The sequence below is a fragment of the Micrococcus sp. KRD070 genome, assembly GCF_017168435.1.
Taxonomy (GTDB): Bacteria; Actinomycetota; Actinomycetes; order Actinomycetales; family Micrococcaceae; genus Micrococcus; species Micrococcus luteus.
The window spans coordinates 1-16,010 of the sequence record NZ_JABFNH010000005.1 but is presented as its reverse complement, the minus strand read 5'-3'; the positions used below and the strand labels follow the sequence as shown (position 1 = coordinate 16,010).

Annotated in this window: 14 protein-coding genes and 3 pseudogenes; 9 read left to right on the top strand and 8 right to left on the bottom strand. The window is 67.4% G+C overall.

Annotated elements, in window-relative coordinates; translation table 11 throughout:
• The first annotated feature begins 28 nt into the window (after window positions 1-28).
• The 3 genes from J1M38_RS01830 to J1M38_RS01820 are packed head-to-tail and all read left to right on the top strand — an operon-like array spanning window position 29 to window position 2,075.
• Window positions 29-754 (top strand): histidine phosphatase family protein, encoded by a 726-nt coding sequence (locus J1M38_RS01830; RefSeq protein WP_192831658.1) that lies wholly within the window; start codon window positions 29-31, stop codon window positions 752-754.
• Window positions 751-1,293 (top strand): DUF3090 domain-containing protein, encoded by a 543-nt coding sequence (locus J1M38_RS01825; RefSeq protein WP_049145873.1) that lies wholly within the window; start codon window positions 751-753, stop codon window positions 1,291-1,293. Before J1M38_RS01830 ends, J1M38_RS01825 begins: the two co-directional genes overlap by 4 nt.
• Window positions 1,293-2,075: an SCO1664 family protein gene (locus tag J1M38_RS01820; RefSeq protein WP_061867063.1), complete on the top strand. Its 783-nt coding sequence runs from the start codon at window positions 1,293-1,295 to the stop codon at window positions 2,073-2,075. Before J1M38_RS01825 ends, J1M38_RS01820 begins: the two co-directional genes overlap by 1 nt.
• 43 nt (window positions 2,076-2,118) lie before the next feature.
• Here the strand turns inward: J1M38_RS01820 and J1M38_RS01815 are convergent, their stop codons facing one another.
• Genes J1M38_RS01815 through J1M38_RS01805 form a run of 3 tightly spaced genes read right to left on the bottom strand, consistent with a single transcriptional unit; the run spans window position 2,119 to window position 3,202 of the window.
• Window positions 2,119-2,685 (bottom strand): mismatch-specific DNA-glycosylase, encoded by a 567-nt coding sequence (locus J1M38_RS01815; protein WP_041103934.1) that lies wholly within the window; start codon window positions 2,683-2,685, stop codon window positions 2,119-2,121.
• Window position 2,686: 1 nt separating this feature from the next.
• On the bottom strand, window positions 2,687-2,941 hold the full coding sequence (locus J1M38_RS01810; protein ID WP_041103932.1) for a Txe/YoeB family addiction module toxin: 255 nt from the start codon (window positions 2,939-2,941) through the stop codon (window positions 2,687-2,689).
• Window positions 2,942-3,202, bottom strand: coding sequence for a type II toxin-antitoxin system Phd/YefM family antitoxin (locus tag J1M38_RS01805; RefSeq protein ID WP_036340860.1), 261 nt, complete (start codon window positions 3,200-3,202; stop codon window positions 2,942-2,944). It abuts the gene before it with no gap.
• 326 nt (window positions 3,203-3,528) lie between these two features.
• On the opposite strand from J1M38_RS01805, the gene J1M38_RS01800 reads away from it, so the two are divergent.
• Window positions 3,529-4,444 (top strand): IS5 family transposase gene (locus tag J1M38_RS01800; protein WP_201292392.1). Its coding sequence is split into 2 segments (ribosomal slippage): window positions 3,529-3,903 and window positions 3,905-4,444, totalling 915 coding nucleotides; the frame shifts between segments, so codons are not numbered across the junction.
• 12 nt (window positions 4,445-4,456) lie between these two features.
• On the opposite strand, the gene J1M38_RS01795 is transcribed toward J1M38_RS01800, so the two are convergent.
• Entirely contained in the window at window positions 4,457-5,467 is a 1,011-nt protein-coding gene (locus tag J1M38_RS01795; RefSeq protein WP_061867064.1) for an IS481 family transposase, read from the bottom strand.
• A gap of 155 nt (window positions 5,468-5,622) precedes the next feature.
• Here J1M38_RS01795 and J1M38_RS11885 point away from each other — a divergent pair, with 155 nt between their 5' ends.
• From J1M38_RS11885 to J1M38_RS01775, 5 genes and pseudogenes are all read left to right on the top strand, one after another.
• Complete coding sequence (locus J1M38_RS11885; RefSeq protein ID WP_230277986.1) at window positions 5,623-6,462, top strand: GntP family permease; 840 nt, start codon at window positions 5,623-5,625, stop codon at window positions 6,460-6,462.
• Complete coding sequence (locus J1M38_RS11880) at window positions 6,410-7,027, top strand: GntP family permease (RefSeq protein ID WP_241246403.1); 618 nt, start codon at window positions 6,410-6,412, stop codon at window positions 7,025-7,027. Before J1M38_RS11885 ends, J1M38_RS11880 begins: the two co-directional genes overlap by 53 nt.
• Window positions 7,028-7,056: 29 nt before the next feature.
• The gene (locus tag J1M38_RS01785; protein ID WP_061867065.1) at window positions 7,057-8,211 is read left to right on the top strand and encodes a glycerate kinase; all 1,155 of its coding nucleotides are present in this window, start codon (window positions 7,057-7,059) and stop codon (window positions 8,209-8,211) included.
• Between the two features lies 1 nt (window position 8,212).
• Window positions 8,213-8,608: pseudogene (locus J1M38_RS01780) on the top strand (phosphatidylinositol kinase); the annotation flags it as partial.
• Between the two features lie 98 nt (window positions 8,609-8,706).
• Window positions 8,707-9,714, top strand: coding sequence for an IS481 family transposase (locus J1M38_RS01775; RefSeq protein ID WP_098092226.1), 1,008 nt, complete (start codon window positions 8,707-8,709; stop codon window positions 9,712-9,714).
• A 305-nt stretch (window positions 9,715-10,019) separates the two neighbouring features.
• Here J1M38_RS01775 and J1M38_RS01770 read toward each other — a convergent pair whose 3' ends face one another.
• From J1M38_RS01770 to J1M38_RS01755, 4 genes and pseudogenes are all read right to left on the bottom strand, one after another.
• Window positions 10,020-13,178 carry a hypothetical protein gene (locus tag J1M38_RS01770; protein WP_206481320.1) on the bottom strand — a complete coding sequence of 1,053 codons (3,159 nt, stop codon included), beginning with the start codon at window positions 13,176-13,178 and terminating at the stop codon, window positions 10,020-10,022.
• Between the two features lie 236 nt (window positions 13,179-13,414).
• Window positions 13,415-13,522 (bottom strand): annotated as a pseudogene (locus tag J1M38_RS01765) (IS481 family transposase); the annotation flags it as partial.
• Window positions 13,523-13,572: 50 nt separating this feature from the next.
• Window positions 13,573-14,817, bottom strand: coding sequence for an IS256 family transposase (locus J1M38_RS01760; RefSeq protein ID WP_031943898.1), 1,245 nt, complete (start codon window positions 14,815-14,817; stop codon window positions 13,573-13,575).
• Window positions 14,818-14,941: 124 nt separating this feature from the next.
• Window positions 14,942-15,844: pseudogene (locus J1M38_RS01755) on the bottom strand (IS481 family transposase); the annotation flags it as partial.
• Window positions 15,845-16,010 lie beyond the last annotated feature (166 nt).

Sequence of the window (16,010 nt, the reverse complement as noted above, 5' to 3'; positions counted from 1 at the left end):
CCTCGCGCCCCGTCGGTAGGGTGGAGTGATGGCGACGGTACTTCTCGTGCGGCACGGCCGCACCACGGCCAACGCGACCGGACTGTTGGCGGGCCGCACCCCCGGGGTCAGCCTGGACGATCACGGACGGGAGCAGGCGGCCCGCACCGCGGACCGCATCGCGGCCGTGCCCGTGGCCGCGGTGGTGGCCAGTCCCCTGGAGCGGTGCGCGCAGACGGCCCGCGCCCTCCTCGATCGCCAGCCGGGGACGGTGCCCTCGCTGGTCGACGACGACCTCACCGAGTGCGACTACGGCCAGTGGCAGGGGCGCGCGCTCAGCGACCTGGCCACCGAGTCCCTGTGGGCGACGGTGCAGACCCAGCCGTCCGCCGTCGTCTTCCCCGGTGGGGAGTCCATGGCGGGCATGCAGGCCCGCGCAGTGGCGGCGATCCGCCGGCACGACGCCGCCGTAAAGGCCGAGCACGGGCCCGGGGCGGTGTGGGTGGCGGTGAGCCACGGGGACGTCATCAAGTCGATCCTGGCCGACGCGCTCGGCACGCACCTGGATCTGTTCCAGCGGATCGAGGTGGGGCCCGCCTCCGTGTCCATCGTGAGCTACGGTCCGGCCCGCCCGCGGGTCTGGGCGATGAACACCGACGCCGGGGACCTGTCCTGGCTGGCGACCCTCGGCCCGTCCGACGACGCCCCGGTGGGCGGCGGCGCAGGCACGGGCACCGGTGCGGTGGACGAGCGGACGCCTAGGATCGTGGCATGACTGATGCACCTGCCCCCGCCCATGAGTTCGACTGGCCGGATCGGGTCGTGATCGGGACGCTCGGGCGTCCCGGCGCCCGCACGTTCTACCTGCAGGTGCGCACCGGGCCCCGGCTGGTGAGCCTGGCGCTGGAGAAGCAGCAGTCGGCCCTGATGGCGGAGATGATCGACGAGATCCTCGACGATCTCATGGCGCTGGAGGGCAACCCGCACAGCGTCCCGGCCAGCACGCCCGTGGAACTCGTGGACAACGATCCGCTGGACCCGGTGCAGGAGTGGTTCCGGGTGGGGGCCATCGGCCTGGGCTGGGACCCCACCACCGCGCAGGTGCTCATCGACGCGCACCCCCTCTCCGACGACGACGCCGACCCGGCGCTCGAGGCGGACGCTGAGGCCGTGCGCGTGCGCATGCCCGTCGGCGCGGCCCGGGCGTTCGCCCGGCGCACCCGGGAGGTCGTGGACGCCGGGCGTCCGTTCTGCTCGGACTGCGGCCAGCCCATCGACCCCGACGGCCACGACTGCACTCTCCCCGACTCCTGATGAGCGCCGCGGACGTGCCCGCCGGCGAGCTGGTGGCCGGGGAGCTGACGCTCACCGGCCGCATCACGACGGCGTCCAACGCCACGTTCCTCGGCGCGATCGGTGACACCCCGGTGGTCTACAAGCCGGTGGCCGGCGAGGCCCCGCTGTGGGACTTCCCCGCGGGCACCCTGGCCCGCCGGGAGGTGGCCGCGCACCTGGTGTCCGAGGCGCTGGGGTGGGACATTGTGCCGCGCACCTGGCTGCGCGACGGCCCGTTTGGTAAGGGCATGGTGCAGCTCTGGCAGGAGCAGGATCCTGAGCAGGATGCTGTGGACCTGTTCCCGGCGGACGAAGTGCCGGCCTCGGGATGGCTCACGGTCCTGGAGGGTGAGGACGAGGGCGGGAATCGGCTGGTCCTGGCCCACGAGGACTCGGCGGCGCTGCGCCGCATGGCGGTGTTCGACGTGCTCGTCAACAACGCCGACCGCAAGGGCGCCCACATCCTCGCCATGCCCGGCGGCCACCGCCACGGCGTGGACCACGGGCTGACGTTCCATGTGCAGGACAAGCTGCGGACCGTGCTCTGGGGGTGGCTGGGCGAGGCGCTGAGCGAGGAGGAGCGCGACGGCGTCGCCCGGGTTCTCGACGGGCTCGACGGTGAGCTGGGGCAGGGGCTGGCGGAGCTGCTGGGTGCCGAGGAAGTCGACGCCCTCGCCGAACGCTGCACCCGGTTGCTCGACGACGGGATCTTCCCTGCCCCGAGCGGGCTGACGCCGGCCGTGCCCTGGCCGCTCTTCTGACGGGCCTGAGGCGTCAGCGCGGCCGCAGGGACAGCGGGCGCACTCAGTCCACGAGCCCCGCCGCGGCACCGGCCGCACGGTAGTCCGCGGCGAGCGAGTCCAGGGTGGCGTGAGCGTTGAGCCCGCTGGGGTTCGGCGCCACGAACAGCCGCGTGCCCGGCCACGGCGTCTGCTGCTCCCCCAGCACCGCCTTCGGGCGTCCGAACGCCTGCCGGTAGGCCGTCACCCCCAACACAGCGACGACGGCCGGCGCATGCGCTGCCACGAGCGCGTCCAGGCGGGCGGGGGCGGCGGCGAGCTCCTCCGCGGTGAGCTCGTCGGCGCGGGCGGAGGCCCGCGGGACGAGGTTGGAGATCCCGATGCCGCGGGCGTGCAGCTCGGCGAGGTCCTCGGCCTTGTAGCCGTCGGAGGCGTCGATCAGGTGTCGGGTGAGCCCGGCGCGGTGCAGGGCCGGGTAGAAGCGGTTGCCGCGGCGGGCGAAGTGCGCACCGGTGGCGGCGCTCCACAGGCCGGGGTTGATGCCGATGAACAGCAGCCGCAGCGGGTCCGGCAGCAGGTCGGGGACGGTGCGGTCGCGGAACTGCTGGAGCTCGGCCTGGGTGAAGCGCATGTCAGTAGTGATACCTCGCCTGGAGGATGATCAGGTCCTCGCCGTCGACGAGGTAGACGAGCCTGTGCTCCTCCGTGATGCGTCGGGACCATGCCCCGGGCGCGCCGTACTTCAGCTGCTCGGGCTTGCCGATCCCGTCGAAGGGATCACGCAGGGCGGCGTCGATGAGGGTGTTGATCCGCTTGAGGACCTTGCGGTCCGTGGTCTGCCAGTGCGTGTAGTCCTCCCAGGCCGAGCGGTCCCACACGAGGCGCACTCAGGCGTCCCCGTCCATGCGGTCCAGAGCGTGCTCCTCGACGCTCCCTGCGCGGGCGCGCTCGTAGGCGTCCAGCAGCCGGCGGGCGTTGGCCGGGGAGCGGAACAGGTAGGCGGTCTCCTGCCAGGCGGCGTACTCGTCCGCGGGCATGAGGACGGCATTCCCCTTGCGGGAGACGATCTCTACGGCGTCGCGGTCCGCATTCACTCGCTCGATGAGCGGGAACAGGGTCTTGCGGGCTTCACTGGCGCTGATGGACATGCTGGCCTCCTCGGGTGCGATGTGGTACTTGCTTATGGTACCAGTTGGGGCTGTCGAACTCGGGGGGTGCCGTGCGGGATGCAGATCTCCTTGCCCTCGTGGTCCGTGGGCGCGGCGACGGCGTCCCCTGCTCTCCCAGGAGCGCCTTGGGCTTCCCGAAGATGTCCACACCCGCTCTCCTGACGCAGGCCCCCGCGGGCCGTTCTATTGTCCTGAGGACCATCGAGACGGCCGAACCCTGTTCGCCACAACATCGCCGTTGAAGTCCCATCTGCCCTAGGGCGTGTCTCCCTTATCGGTGGTGAGGCTCGCGGCAGGCTGGTCGGGTGAGGTCGACAGGGTCGCGGTATCAGGTGTTCACGGACGAGCAGTGGGAGCGGATCGAGCCGTTGCTGCCCTCGAATCAGGGCCGGCGTGGGCATCCCTTCGGGGAGCACCGCAGGGTGGTGGAGGGCATCGCCTACCGGTATCGGACCGGGGTCCCGTGGCGGGATCTGCCCCGGGAGCAGTTCGGGCCCTGGCAGACGGTGTGGAAGCGCCACCGCCGCTACGCCGCGGATGGGACCTGGGATCGGGTGCTGACCCACGTGCTGGCCGAGGCCGATGCGGCCGGGATGATTGACTGGGCCGTCTCGGTCGATGCGACCATCGCCCGGGCCCATCAGCACGCCACGAACACCACTCGTCCGGACCAGGACACAGGGGGCCGGGGCGAATCACAAGAAACTGCCGCTGGATGAGGTTGAGCCGCCCGGGCACGGCATCGGGCGTTCCCGCGGCGGGCTGACGACCAAGATTCACCACGCCGTCGATGGCCGCGGCCGGCCGCTGGCCGCGATCGTCACCGGCGGGCAGCGCAACGACGAGGCCGTGCTGGCGCAGGTGCTGGCCGAAATCCAGATTCCCCGACTCGGCGCCGGCGCCGCCCGAGCCCGCCCGGAGGCGGTGATCGCCGACCGGGCCTATGCCACCGGAGTGATTCGCAACGAGCTGCGCCGCCGCCGAATCACCGCGGTAATTCCGGAGAAACGGGACCAGATCGCGGCCCGAGCCCGTCGCGGCAGCCGCGGCGGGCGGCCGCCGGCCTTCGACGCCCAGGCCTACCGCGGGCGCAACGTCGTGGAACGCCACTTCGCCCTAGCCAAGCAATGGCGCGGCTTGGCCACTCGTTACGACAAGCTAGCGATCACCTACCGCGCCGCCGTCACCCTCTGCGCCATCTTCACCTGGCTACGCGCATAAGGGAGACACGCCCTAGTTGTAGGAGGGCATGACGTTGTTGACACGCACCGGGGCCAACGAGGCCGGAGGAGCCTCTCCGCAGGAGGTATGCGGCCGATGGTAGTTGTAGTGATTCACCCACACCTGCAGGGCCTCACGCCGAGCCCGCTCTGAGGAGTACGGGCGGGCGTAGAGGACCTCGTCGACCATCAGCCGGTTGTACCGCTCGACCTTCCCGTTGTGGCGCGGGGTGTAGGGGCGGATCCGGTGATGCCGGCCCCCGAGAGAGACCACCTTCCGGGTGAAGTCCACGGCCCGGTAGTTGTTCCCGTTGTCCGTGACCACCCGGTCCACGGTGATGCCGTGAGCGGCGAAGAACGCGCGGGCCCGGCAGTAGAACCCGATCGTGGTCACCGCCCGCTCATCCTCCAGCGCCTCCGTGTACGCCAGGCGGGTGAACCCGTCGATCGCCGAGTGCAGGTAGGTGTAGCCGACCCGCTGGCCAGACCCCCGCTTGGAAGCACGCCCTGCCTCACTGTCTCTTCCGTGGGCGCGCCAGCCTCCCCCTTCAGGGATGCGTCCGATCTTCTTCACGTCCAGGTGCACCATGTGCCCTGGCCCCCTCGCGGTGATCCTCCGGGCCGGCTGCCGGCGGAGGTCTTCTCCGGCTGGGGTCAGGTCCCGTAGGCGGGAGATCCCGGCCCGGTGCAGCCATCGCCCCACGGTGCGAAGACACACCTGGTGGCCCTCGCCGACCAGATGGTGATGGATGCGCCGGGCGGACCACTTCTCGGCCCGGCGCAGGGCCTCCAGCTCGGCCACGATCGCGGGGTCGAGCCGGGCAGGTGAGCGATGGGGCCGGCTCGAGCGGTCTTGCAGTCCTGCCTCGCCTTCGGCACGGTAGCGGGCGACCCAGGTGGCCACCGTGGGCCGACTGACGCGGAACTCCGCGGCCACGTGGGACTGCGGGATCCCGTCGTTCAGGTGGCGGTGGACCATGCGCAGCCGGCCGGTGGGGGTCAGAGGTGCGTTAGCGTGAGTCACGAGCGGGCTTCCTTCCGCGGATGAGTGGATGTCGCAATTCCCATCCTGCGGGGCGGAGCCCGCTCGTCTCATCTCAGCCCGTGCCTCGTGTCAAGAACCTCATGACCCACAACACCTAGTCTGGCTAGAATCCCCTGCCGCACAAAGGACTTCCGATGACTGGAATACCGTTTCTGCTCGTCTTCATCCTCGCCGTCGCCCTGATGATCGTCATGATCTCCAGATGGAAGATCCACCCCTTCCTCTCGATCATGGTCGTCGCCTTCGCCTTGGGGATCATCGGTGGGATCCCGCTGGTGAAGTCGACCGGCGCCGAAGGGGAAGAGCCCGTCAAGGGCATCGCCGACGTGATCGGGGAGGGATTCTCCGGGATCTTCACGTCGATCGGCATCGTCATCATCCTGGGCACGCTCATCGGTCTCATCCTGGAGCGCACCGGCGGTGCCTTCAGGATCGCTGATGCGCTCGTGAGGGTCGTCGGCAAGCGCTACCCCGTCCTGGCTATGCAGCTCATGGGCTGGGTGGTCTCCATCCCCGTGTTCTGCGACTCCGGATTCGTCATTCTCAATCCCATCCGCAAGGCCCTGGCCCGTCGCACCGGGGCGTCACCCGTGGCGATGACCGTGGCCCTGGCGGCAGGTCTGTACACCTCGCACGTCTTCATCCCGCCGACCCCGGGGCCCATCGCAGCCGCCCAGAACCTCGGCATCGGCGACCACCTCCTGCTGGTGATCGGCCTCGGCGTCGTCGTCTCGATCCCCGCACTCCTCGTCGCGTACCTGTACGCCCTCTACATCGGCAAGCGGGTGACCGCCCCTGAGGAGATCGGCACGGAGGATGCGGACGAGCTGGAGGCGGCCTACGACGCGCTTCGCCGGTCCTACGGGCGGATGCCTGGGACGGCTGCGTCCTTCGCGCCCATCATCGCCCCCCATCCTGCTCATGGCTCTCGGCTCGCTCGCATCCGTCCTGAAGTGGACCGGCCCCGCGGGTGACTTCGCCCGATTCCTCGGCACGCCGATGATCGCGCTCGCCGTCGGCACCCTCTGCGCAGTCGGCGTGCTGTTCAGCGTGCGCCGTGGCGAGACGTTCTACGACCTGACAGAGGAGACCCTCCGGGTCGTCGGCCCCATTCTGTTCATCACGGCGGCCGGCGGTGTACTGGGGCGCGTCATCGCCGCCACCGACCTCGTCACCTTCATCGAGAGCAACGCTGCGCAGTTGTCGGTCATCGGACTGTTCTTCCCCTTCCTCGTCTCCGCCGCCCTGAAGACCGCGCAGGGCTCCTCCACAGTCGCACTCCCGACCACGTCGGCCATGGTCTTCCCGATGATGCCTGCATTGGGCTTCGAGACCTCGGTGGCCAGCGCGCTCGTGGTCATGGCCATTGCGGCCGGCGCCATGACCGTCTCCCACGCCAACGACTCGTACTTCTGGGTGGTCACCAACTTCAGCGGCATGACGCCCTCGCAGGGTTACCGCACCCAGACGATGGTCACGCTTCTGATGGGACTCACCTCCATCGTGTTCATCTGGATCCTCGGCCTCGTCCTCGTCTGACCCCGTCACCTGACTCAGGAGATCCACGCGTGCAGCGCATCATCGTCATCCCAGACTCGTTCAAGGGGGCCCTGTCGTCGCGGGAGGCGGGCTCCGCGATCGCGACGGGTCTCGCGTCGGTCACCGACGCCGAGCTCCTCGTGGCGCCCATCGCCGACGGCGGGGAGGGCACCGTCGAGGCCTTCGTGGCTGCCGCAGGGGGCGCCTTGCAATCCGCAACCGTCTGCGGGGTGTTCTTCGGCGAACGCGTGCCCGTCCACTACGGACTGATCGACCCAGACGTGGCGGTGGTGGAGACCGCCTCATGTGCCGGGCTCCCGCTCGCCTCCGGACGCGAGGACACGGGACGGGCCACGACGTTCGGGGTCGGCGAGCAGATCCTCGACGCGGTGGCCGCTGGAGCGCGCAGAGTCATCGTCGGGGCCGGCGGGAGCGCCACGACGGACGGCGGCACGGGCGCTGCCGCAGCCCTCGGCGTCCGGTTCCTCGACGCCGCGGGTGAGGAGTTCGTCCCGACCGGCGACACCCTCACCCGGATTGCGCGGATCGACTCCACCCCGGCACGAGACCGGCTCCGCGACGTCGACGTGGAGGTGATGTGTGACATCAGCAACCCCCTCACGGGATCGCAGGGTGCAGCCCACGTGTTCGGCCCCCAGAAGGGGGCGGATCCTGCATCAGTGGCGAGCCTGGACACCGGGCTGGCCCATCTCGCGGGCATCGTCGAGCGCGACCTCGGGGTCGCGATCGATGCGCTCCCCGGTTCGGGAGCGGCGGGAGGTCTGGCGGGTGGCCTGCACGCCTTCATCGGGGCCACCTTGAAGCCGGGCATCGACGTCGTCCTCGAGACGGCGGGTTTCCACGACCTCGTGAAGACCGCTGACCTCGTCATCACCGGGGAGGGGCGCATCGACGGCCAGTCCTTGGCCGGGAAAGTGCCGGTCGGCGTGGCCCAGGCCGTGCGCGCAGCCGGTCGTGCGATCCCGGTGATCGTCCTCGCCGGCTCCGTGGGACAGGACACGGACACCCTCTACGACGAGGGCATCACCGCGATCGTGCCCATTGGCCGCGGGCCCCAGGACCTGGCGACAGCGATCCGTCGTACGGCAGAGGACCTGACCGCGACCGCCCGCGACGTCGGGCGGCTGGTGATGGCCTGCTCCCCCGCCGGGCTCACACGTTGAGGAGGGTGAGGACGAGGACGGGAATCGGCTGGTCCTGGCCCACGAGGACTCGGCGGCCTTGCGTCGGATGGCCGTGTTCGACGTGATCGTCAACAACGCCGACCGCAAGGGCGCCCACATCCTCGCCATGCCCGGCGGGCACCGCCACGGCGTGGACCACGGGCTCACGTTCCATGTGCAGGACAAGCTGCGGACCGTGCTGTGGGGATGGCTCGGCGAGGCGCTGAGCGACGAGGAGCGCGACGGCGTCGCCCGGGTGCTTGAGGCACTCGGCGGCAAGCTCGCGCCAGAGTTAGGGGGCCTAGTCAGCTTGGAGGAGGTCGACGCGCTCGTCGAGCGCTGCGCCCACCTGCTCGAGGAGGGCCGCTTCCCCGCCCCTAGCTGTTGTGGGTCATGAGGTTCTTGACATGGGTACCGGGCTGAGATGAGACGAGTGGGCCCCGCCCCGCAGGATGGAAGTTCCTCAACAACCCACCTGCCAGAAGAGACCCACTCATGACTCACGCTAACGCACCCCTGACCCCCACTGGCCGTCTCAGGATGGTCCACCGCCACCTGCACGACGGGATCCCGCAAGCCCATGTCGCCGCCGAGTTCCGGGTGAGCCGGCCCACGGTGGCCACCTGGGTCGCCCGCTACCGCGCCCAGGGAGAAGCCGGCCTTCAGGACCTGCCCAGCCGGCCGCACCGTTCACCTGCCCAGCTCGATCCGGTCCTGGTCGCCCAGATCCACGCCCTGCGGCGGGAGCGCAAGTGGTCCGCACGGCGCATCCATCACCACCTCGTCTCCGAGGGCCACCGGGTGTGTCTTCGTACCGTGGGACGGTGGCTGCACCGACTCGGGATCTCCCGCCTACGGGACCTGACCCCGGCCGGAGAAGACCTGCGCCAACGACCCCAGAAGATCACCGCGAGAGGGCCGGGGCACATGGTGCACCTGGATGTGAAGAAGATCGGGAAGATCCCAGACGGGGGCGGCTGGCGTGCTCACGGACGTGACAGTGAAGCAGGCCGTGCTTCCAAGCGTGGTGCAGGCCGGCGGGTCGGCTACACCTATCTGCACTCGGCGATCGACGGGTTCACCCGGCTGGCCTACACCGAAGCGTTGGAGGACGAGCGGGCGGCCACGACCGTGAGCTTCTACTGCCGGGCGCGGGCGTTCTTCGCCGCCCACGGCATCACCGTGGACCGGGTGATCACGGACAACGGAAACAACTACCGGGCCGTGGACTTCACCGCGAAGGTGGTCTCGCTCGGAGGCCGGCACCACCGGATCCGCCCCTACACCCCGCGCCACAACGGGAAGGTCGAGCGGTACAACCGGCTGATGGTCGATGAGGTCCTCTACGCCCGCCCGTACTCCTCAGAGCAAGCTCGGCGTGAGGCCCTGCAGGTGTGGGTGAACCACTACAACTACCATCGGCCTCATACCTCCTGCGGAGACGCCCCTCCGGCCTCACTGGCACCGACCCGAGTCAACAACGTCATGCCCTCCTACACCTAGCGGCCAAGCTTTCGCATTCCCCTGGCCGCTGCTCTAAAAATGGCTGTTGAGGCAGTAACTGCCTCATTGGCCAACGTCGTCGCCTAGTCACCGGGACCGGGGATCGCGAGGCACCATGGGGACGGCGCAAGGTAGGTCTCCGCGCCGTGGTCACAATGCGGCAACCCCGCTCTGATCGTCGTTCTTAAGCCGCCGCGATTCCTCCTCCAATGCGCAATGACGGGTGCTGCCACACTTGTCGAGTATTTAGCACAGAAATCTCACACTTCACTACACCTCCTCGGGCGCGACCCTCGCGTAATGGATCAATAGAGTCCGCGCCGGACGCGTTCCGCGCTCTCCTCATGGCGTCTTGCCTCGCGCTCGTACGAGCCAGCTACGCGTCTAAAAAGTCTGGCCACTCGAGGCGCTTCGTCAGCGAGCGCTTCCGCCTGCACACGATATCTCTCAGCAATTTCGAGCTCTTGCTGACCACCGTCCTCTAGGCCTCGACTGGAGACGCCGCGGCTATTGACGATGTGGAGGTAGAGGCCATTCTCGATGTGATCGAGTTGCACCTCTTCGATGAGATCCCGCACGACGCAGCCCGGCCAGGTACCGTCAGCATCTGGAGGGGTGTGCCCGAGAACCTGCCCAATATGCTGCAGGCCCGCTTCGACCCGGCCACCCTCCACAAGGCCCTCCGTTGCGCTGTCAATCCAGGTTCGAAGTACTTGGGCATTCATAACGCCATTGACTAGCCCAGGCGGTGAGTCCCACGCATTGAGCAGTCGGTACGCATTGGCTGCCATGGAAGCGTCCCGCTGCCCTTCGTGAGCTTTGTCATCGGCCACTTCCTCGTCCTCATGCTTCGGCCGAGCACGGTAGACGGCGCACACAACTCCGACAAATTTCGCCGGATCCGCAGCCAAACTTTCAGAGAGCGCAGGCACTTTAGCATCGTATCCAAGCGCTGGAAGATACGCCCACTCGAGCCGGACGAGGTCGCCGGGCTCGAGATGCTCCTGCATGGCCTCGAGATAGGCAAATAACTGTTGAAAATCGTAGGTCGATAGGCCCCGAGCGTCAGCAGATTGATCTTGGTTTGACAAGAGTCCATCTAAGGCGTCCACCATGAGCTGCGCTGCCTGCGGGCGCGGTCCGTCCTTTTCGATGTGCGCGTAAGTGCACATCAGATGTAGGGCGTCGGCGTGTCGGCCAGCTTGGATCAATCGATCGGCCACCTCGTCAATCTTGTCGAAGTCTTGGCCCAAGCCGAACGGTTGGAAGGCCGCCCAGTACCCGGTCTCAACCTCCGGATCCTCAGCCGCCAAAGCCCATGCCTCCGGTAGGTTGCCACGGGCAACAAGCAGGAGTCGAACACGCTGATTAACGGTGAGGGCGTCCCGTTCAAGCAAGCCTGTGATGAGTTCGAAACCTTCGAGGACATAGCGACCTGAGAAGTACGACATCGCCGTGCTGACGAGATCGTCGTCCTCAGACGCAAGCCAAAGCAGAATTTCAGCGTCGCGGAACAAGCCCGCATTCGCGAGCGCGCTGCCAACGGCCCCGGCTACAGATGCGTCGCGTGCCAGTCTCTCGATGGCGTCGAATCCCCCCTCGGCTTCGATCTCCTTAACAGCTGCGCTGCGTCGATGTCCAAGCTCTCGCTCAAAGCCTTGGTAGTCATCACTTCTGCGAGCGCCTACATACGGGGTCCACGACTGGAAAAGTCCAACCAATCGGAGGTATGCGGATTTAGGCTCATAACGCGCGGCCAGCGCATCAAGCTTGACCAGCTCCTCGTCGGGGAGCGCCCACGCAGCGTCCGGAAACTCGCGATGGCGGCCGATAAGGCTCACGAGTGCTCGCCACACAGCGTCCTGGAAGTCAGTCGCACACTCCGGCTGGTCGGCCATCGAACTAAGCGCAGCCACCACACGTTCTCGATCTGCGGATGACAAATCTGAAGTGTGAGCAAGGATCGTTGACCAGCGCTGTGCATCTTCACCAGCATCCTCGATGCAGCGCTCAACCGCGGCGGTCGTCATCCTCCAAATCTCGCCGTATGTCACCGACTGCTTGTCCGGCTTCCAGGGTCGGAACGCTGGTGAGCTGATCGGAACGTGCATCCCATGACGCTCCGGAAGCATGCTGGTCTCCAGCTTCCAAGCGGCGCCGGGATGCCTATGGCGCAGCGCATCAAGGGCTGCAATTCGCCGGCCGGGATCAACGGAGTTATTAGGATGCCACGGGCGGAATAGCGCAGCCAGCGAGGCGGCGGGACGGTTTATTATCCGGCCACCTGGATCTATCTCGTCCAAACGGGCCAGGAGATCGACGGCACGGCCGAAGTGACCAGGGGACCAGGATACACACTCAAGCGCCCATAGCAAATGGCAGTGGGGAGTGCCGCCCGATAACAACCCTAATTCTTCCGCGGCGTCCTGGAACATGGTCGATAACAAAGGATCGTCGCCGGCTGCTGCTGCGCCGACCGCATCAAGGAAGGCGTCGGGCGCGGCCTCAGCGAGCAGTGGCAAAAGGTCCGCGATCGACTGCCACGCTTGCCCGGTGTCGTCTCCTGAGGCCCATTCGAGCAACTTAGCGACTAAGTGATTTGCGAAGTCTGAACCCGTTGCCCCGGCCGACAAAGTGACGGTTCCGCCGTAAATTGCCAAAAGGGCCAGAGACTGAGCAATACCACGGCGAAGGTCGCCCGAATAGCGGCGAGTCCTGCCTTCGATCGTTGCTCGCCACCGTTCTTCACGTGGAAGCTCGAGGGCCGGATCGCCCTCTGCGAGAACCATCTCGACGATGGCCTCGAATCGCTTCATGTCGTCGTGGGTCAGCTTCGACACCAACAGCATCCACGCGTCTACTGGCGAGACAAGATGCCAGGCTCCGTCAGTATGGATCGCCAGAGGGTCGATGGGACCGTCGGCAATCCCGGCGATATCTTCTCTAAAGGATTCGTAGTCGGTTCCCGCGAGCGCCTCGAGGATCGAGCGATCCCCTTCTACGTTGTCCCCCCAAGAGCCAGCCAACAGGATTGAGCGGAAGCTTCGGGATGGACTCGCGTCGGCCCAGGCAGGTCGATGCAGGACGGCCTTGACGGCCAGGTTTCGACGCAACCCGGTCAAGCTTCGACGTGCGAGTCTACCGAGTGCGTCGGCCTTGTCTCTGTCCGTGACCCCGGCACTTGTCAGTGCGGCTGCCACCTCGGCGGCGCCTAGCGCCGGAAGCGTGATATCGGAGCCTTCAGTGAATATAACCGGCACGCAAAAATTGTGTACAGTATCAGCGGGTATCGCCCTTGCCAGCTCGGGTGTGCACGGGACCAGGATCAGCGGTTGGGACGAGCCCGTCAACTGCCTCCATGTGGATACATCGTCAACGAATGCCAGCCGCGCTAGCATCTGCCCCTTGCCTTGTTCTTCGTGGTGGACGGCGATCGCAGCGATAAAGGCGCATGCCTCCTCCATGGATGCGCCAGCAACCGTCGTGACGGAACCGGATGAAGCTAGCCGTCCTTCGAGGGCCTTTGCAGCGTCAGACCGACCAGCAAGTACGATTTCCGGCGTCAATGCCGGATTGGTTTGTGCTGCCCAGTCGCGCCACCATGACAGGCCGGTACGAAGACCATATGGCGAGAGCCCGAGTTCCTCCGAGAACCACGCCCACGTGATTGGCGCCGCCTCAAGCCAGGACTCCACGTCGTCTAGTTGTAGGAGGGCATGACGTTGTTGACTCGGGCCGGTGCCAACGAGGCCGGAGGAGCGTCTCCGCAGGAGGTATGAGGCCGATGGTAGTTGTAGTGGTTCACCCACACCGGGTCAAGTCCCTGGAAGTGGTGTAACCGTCTTCGAGGCATGAGAATCAGGCCAGGGCCGGCATCACCTCCGTGCCCATCACGGTGCCCGGTTCTTGCGTGAGGGGCTCGCGGCAGCGGGCCAGCAGCTCGAGACCGAGGTACCGGCGGCCCTCGGCCCACTCATCCGTCTGCTCAGCCAACACGGCCCCCACGAGCCGCACCACGGCATCCCGGTTCGGGAAGATGCCCACCGCGTCCGTGCGGCGCCGGATCTCCCGATTCAGGCGCTCGGCAGGGTTGTTCGACCAGATCTGGGACCACACGTCCTTCGGGAACGAGATGAACGCGAGGATGTCCTCCCGAGCAGCATCGAGGTGCCCAGCCACGGCGGGCAACCGCTCGGCCACGTAGTCCAAGAGCCGGTCGAACTGGGCGTGCACCGCCGGCCCGTCAGGCTGGTCGTAGACGCTGTGGAGCATGGCCTTCACCGCCGGCCACATGGCCTTCGGGGTCACCGCCATCAGGTTCGCGGCATAGTGCGTGCGGCACCGCTGCCACACGGCCCCGGGCAGGTTCGCCGCGATGGCTTCGACCAGGCCACGGTGGGAGTCCGAAGTCACCAGTCTCACCCCGTGAAGGCCGCGGGCGACCAGATCAGCGAAGAACTCGTTCCACGCCGCGCCTGACTCCGTGGTGGCCACCCGCAGCCCGAGTACCTCACGTCGCCCGTCAGCGTTGACGCCGGTGGCGACCATGGCCACCGCGTTGATCACCCGACCACCCTCGCGAACCTTCATGGTCAGGGCGTCCGCGGCGAGGAACACGAACGGGCCGGCATCCCCCAGCGGGCGGTGCCGGAACGCGTCGATGTGCTCGTCCAGCTCGGCGGCCATCCGGCTGACCTGGGACTTCGAGAGCGAGTCGATGCCCAGCTGGCGCACGAGCTTGTCCATGCGTCGGGTGGAGACCCCAGCGAGGTAGCAGTCGGCGACGACCGTGATCAACGCGGACTCGGCCCGCTTGCGTCGCTCGAGCAGCCACTCTGGGAAGTACGTGCCGGCGCGCAGTTTCGGGATGGCCACGTCGATCGTGCCGGCGCGGGTGTCGAGGGGCCGGTGGCGGTACCCGTTGCGCTGTGCGGTGCGGGTATCAGAAGCGGTGCCGTACTCGGCGCCGCAGACCGCGTCTGCGTCAGCGCTGAGCAGGGCGTTGATCACGGTCTGCAGCAGGTGGCGCAACAAGTCCGGCGAGGCTTCGCCGATCGCTTCGCGTAGCAGGCGTTCAGGGTCGACAATGTGAGGAGCGGTCATCGTGGTGATGTCCCTTTCGAGAGTGCTGTGGAAGGTTCACTCGAAGGCTCCCACGGTGACCGCGTCCATGCTGGGGACGGTGTTGGCGGCCGGGGAGGGTTACACCACTATCAGGGACTCAACTCCACACCGCCAGGGCCTCACGCCGAGCTTGCTCTGAGGAGTACGGGCGGGCGTAGAGGACCTCATCGACCATCAGCCGGTTGTACCGCTCGACCTTCCCGTTATGGCGCGGGGTGTAGGGGCGGATCCGGTGATGCCGGCCCCCGAGCGAGACCACCTTCGCGGTGAAGTCCGCAGCCCGATAGTTGTTCCCGTTGTCCGTGATCACCCGGTCCACGGTGATGCCGTGGGCGGCGAAGAACGCCCGCGCCCGGCAGTAGAAGCTCACGGTCGTGGCCGCCCGCTCGTCCTCCAACGCCTCGGTGTAGGCCAGGCGGGTGTACCCGTCGATCGCCGAGTGCAGGTAGGTGTAGCCGACCCGCCGGCCAGGCCCGCGCTTGGAAGCACGGCCTGCTTCACTTTCACGTCCGTGGGTGCGCCAGCCGCCCCCGTCTGGGATCTTCCCGATCTTCTTCACATCCAGGTGCACCATGTGCCCCGGGCCGCGGGCGGTGATCTTCTGGGGTCGTTGGCGCAGGTCTTCTCCGGCCGGGGTCAGGTCCCGTAGGCGGGAGATCCCGAGTCGGTGCAGCCACCGTCCCACGGTACGAAGACACACCCGGTGGCCCTCGGAGACGAGGTGGTGATGGATGCGCCGTGCGGACCACTTGCGCTCCCGCCGCAGGGCGTGGATCTGGGCGACCAAGACCGGATCGAGCTGGGCAGGTGAACGGTGCGGCCGGCTGGGCAGGTCCTGAAGGCCGGCTTCTCCCTGGGCGCGGTAGCGGGCGACCCAAGTGGCCACCGTGGGCCGGCTCACCCGGAACTCGGCGGCCACGTGCGCCTGCGGGATCCCGTCGTGCAGGTGGCGGTGGACCATCCTGAGACGGCCGGTCGGGGTCAGGGGTGCGTTAGCGTGAGTCATGAGTGGGTCTTCTCGGGCAGGTCGGTGGTGTAGGAACTTCGGGCGTGTCAGATGGTCTGTGTAAGCCGTACCGAGAGGAACGGTAAGAATCATGACCATGATCGACGAGAAGAACCCAGGCGAGCCCTCGGGCCAGGACCTGGTCGAGCAGCTGAAAGCCTCAGGG

Bases quoted from the DNA above. Each gene is read 5' to 3' on its own strand.
- J1M38_RS01830 (WP_192831658.1), top strand. From the start codon at position 29: ATGGCGACGGTACTTCTCGTGCGGCACGGCCGCACCACGGCCAACGCG.
- J1M38_RS01825 (WP_049145873.1), top strand. From the start codon at position 751: ATGACTGATGCACCTGCCCCCGCCCATGAGTTCGACTGGCCGGATCGG.
- J1M38_RS01820 (WP_061867063.1), top strand. From the start codon at position 1,293: ATGAGCGCCGCGGACGTGCCCGCCGGCGAGCTGGTGGCCGGGGAGCTG.
- J1M38_RS01815 (WP_041103934.1), bottom strand. From the start codon at position 2,685: ATGCGCTTCACCCAGGCCGAGCTCCAGCAGTTCCGCGACCGCACCGTC.
- J1M38_RS01805 (WP_036340860.1), bottom strand. From the start codon at position 3,202: ATGTCCATCAGCGCCAGTGAAGCCCGCAAGACCCTGTTCCCGCTCATC.
- J1M38_RS11885 (WP_230277986.1), top strand. From the start codon at position 5,623: ATGACTGGAATACCGTTTCTGCTCGTCTTCATCCTCGCCGTCGCCCTG.
- J1M38_RS11880 (WP_241246403.1), top strand. From the start codon at position 6,410: ATGGCTCTCGGCTCGCTCGCATCCGTCCTGAAGTGGACCGGCCCCGCG.
- J1M38_RS01775 (WP_098092226.1), top strand. From the start codon at position 8,707: ATGACTCACGCTAACGCACCCCTGACCCCCACTGGCCGTCTCAGGATG.
- J1M38_RS01770 (WP_206481320.1), bottom strand. From the start codon at position 13,178: ATGGAGGAGGCATGCGCCTTTATCGCTGCGATCGCCGTCCACCACGAA.
- J1M38_RS01760 (WP_031943898.1), bottom strand. From the start codon at position 14,817: ATGACCGCTCCTCACATTGTCGACCCTGAACGCCTGCTACGCGAAGCG.